We start from the raw sequence: 870 nt of genomic DNA on the forward strand, positions 1-870 counted from the left end.
TTCGGCTTCGGCGAACGCGAAGGCGAACCCTTCCAACACGTCGTCGACACCCACGAACTCACCATCCCCTGGGAACTCACCCAGGCCACCGACGACCTGACGGACCGTCTGATCGAAGCCGCCCGCTGGCCCTTCGACCTCTCCACCGAACTACCCGTACGAGCCACCCTGTTCGAGGCCGGACCSGACGAMTSGGTCCTGCTCCTRCTGGTCCACCACATCGCCGGCGACGGCTGGTCCCTGCGACCACTGCTGCACGACCTCTCCACCGCCTACACCGCCCGCTCCACCGGCACCACCCCCACCTGGCAACCACTACCGGTCCAGTACCCGGACTACGCCCAATGGCAGCAGGACCTGCTCGGCACCGAAACCGACCCCACCTCCCTGACCGCCCGCCAACTCACCTACTGGACCGAACAACTCGCAGACATCCCACTCGAACTCACCCTCCCCACCGACCGACCCCGACCCACCGTCGCAACCTACGACGGCGACGCCCTCGACGTSGTCTGGGACACCAACCTGCACACCCGACTGACCACCCTCGCCACCCAGAGCGGCACCACCCTCTTCATGGTCCTCCAAGCAGGCGTCGCCGCCCTGCTCTCCCGACTCGGCGCCGGCACCGACATCCCACTCGGCAGCCCCATCGCCGGCCGCACCGACCCCGCCCTCGACGACCTCGTCGGCTTCTTCGTCAACACCCTCGTCCTCCGAACCGACCTCACCGGCGACCCCACCTTCCGCCAACTCCTCACCCGCGTACGCTCCGCAGACCTCGCCGCCTACGCCCACCAGGACCTCCCCTTCGAACGACTCGTCGACGCCCTCAACCCCGAACGCTCCGCCGCCCGCCAACCCCTCTTC

The 870-nt window shown here is 68.3% G+C and carries 1 protein-coding gene; it reads left to right on the forward strand.

Translation table 11 applies throughout. The features are described 5' to 3' along the window. The coding region (locus tag ACXJMZ_RS37305) for a condensation domain-containing protein (RefSeq protein ID WP_457034431.1) at positions 1-870 on the forward strand (870 nt) is incomplete at both ends.

The sequence above is a fragment of the Kitasatospora sp. P5_F3 genome, from assembly GCF_054049135.1.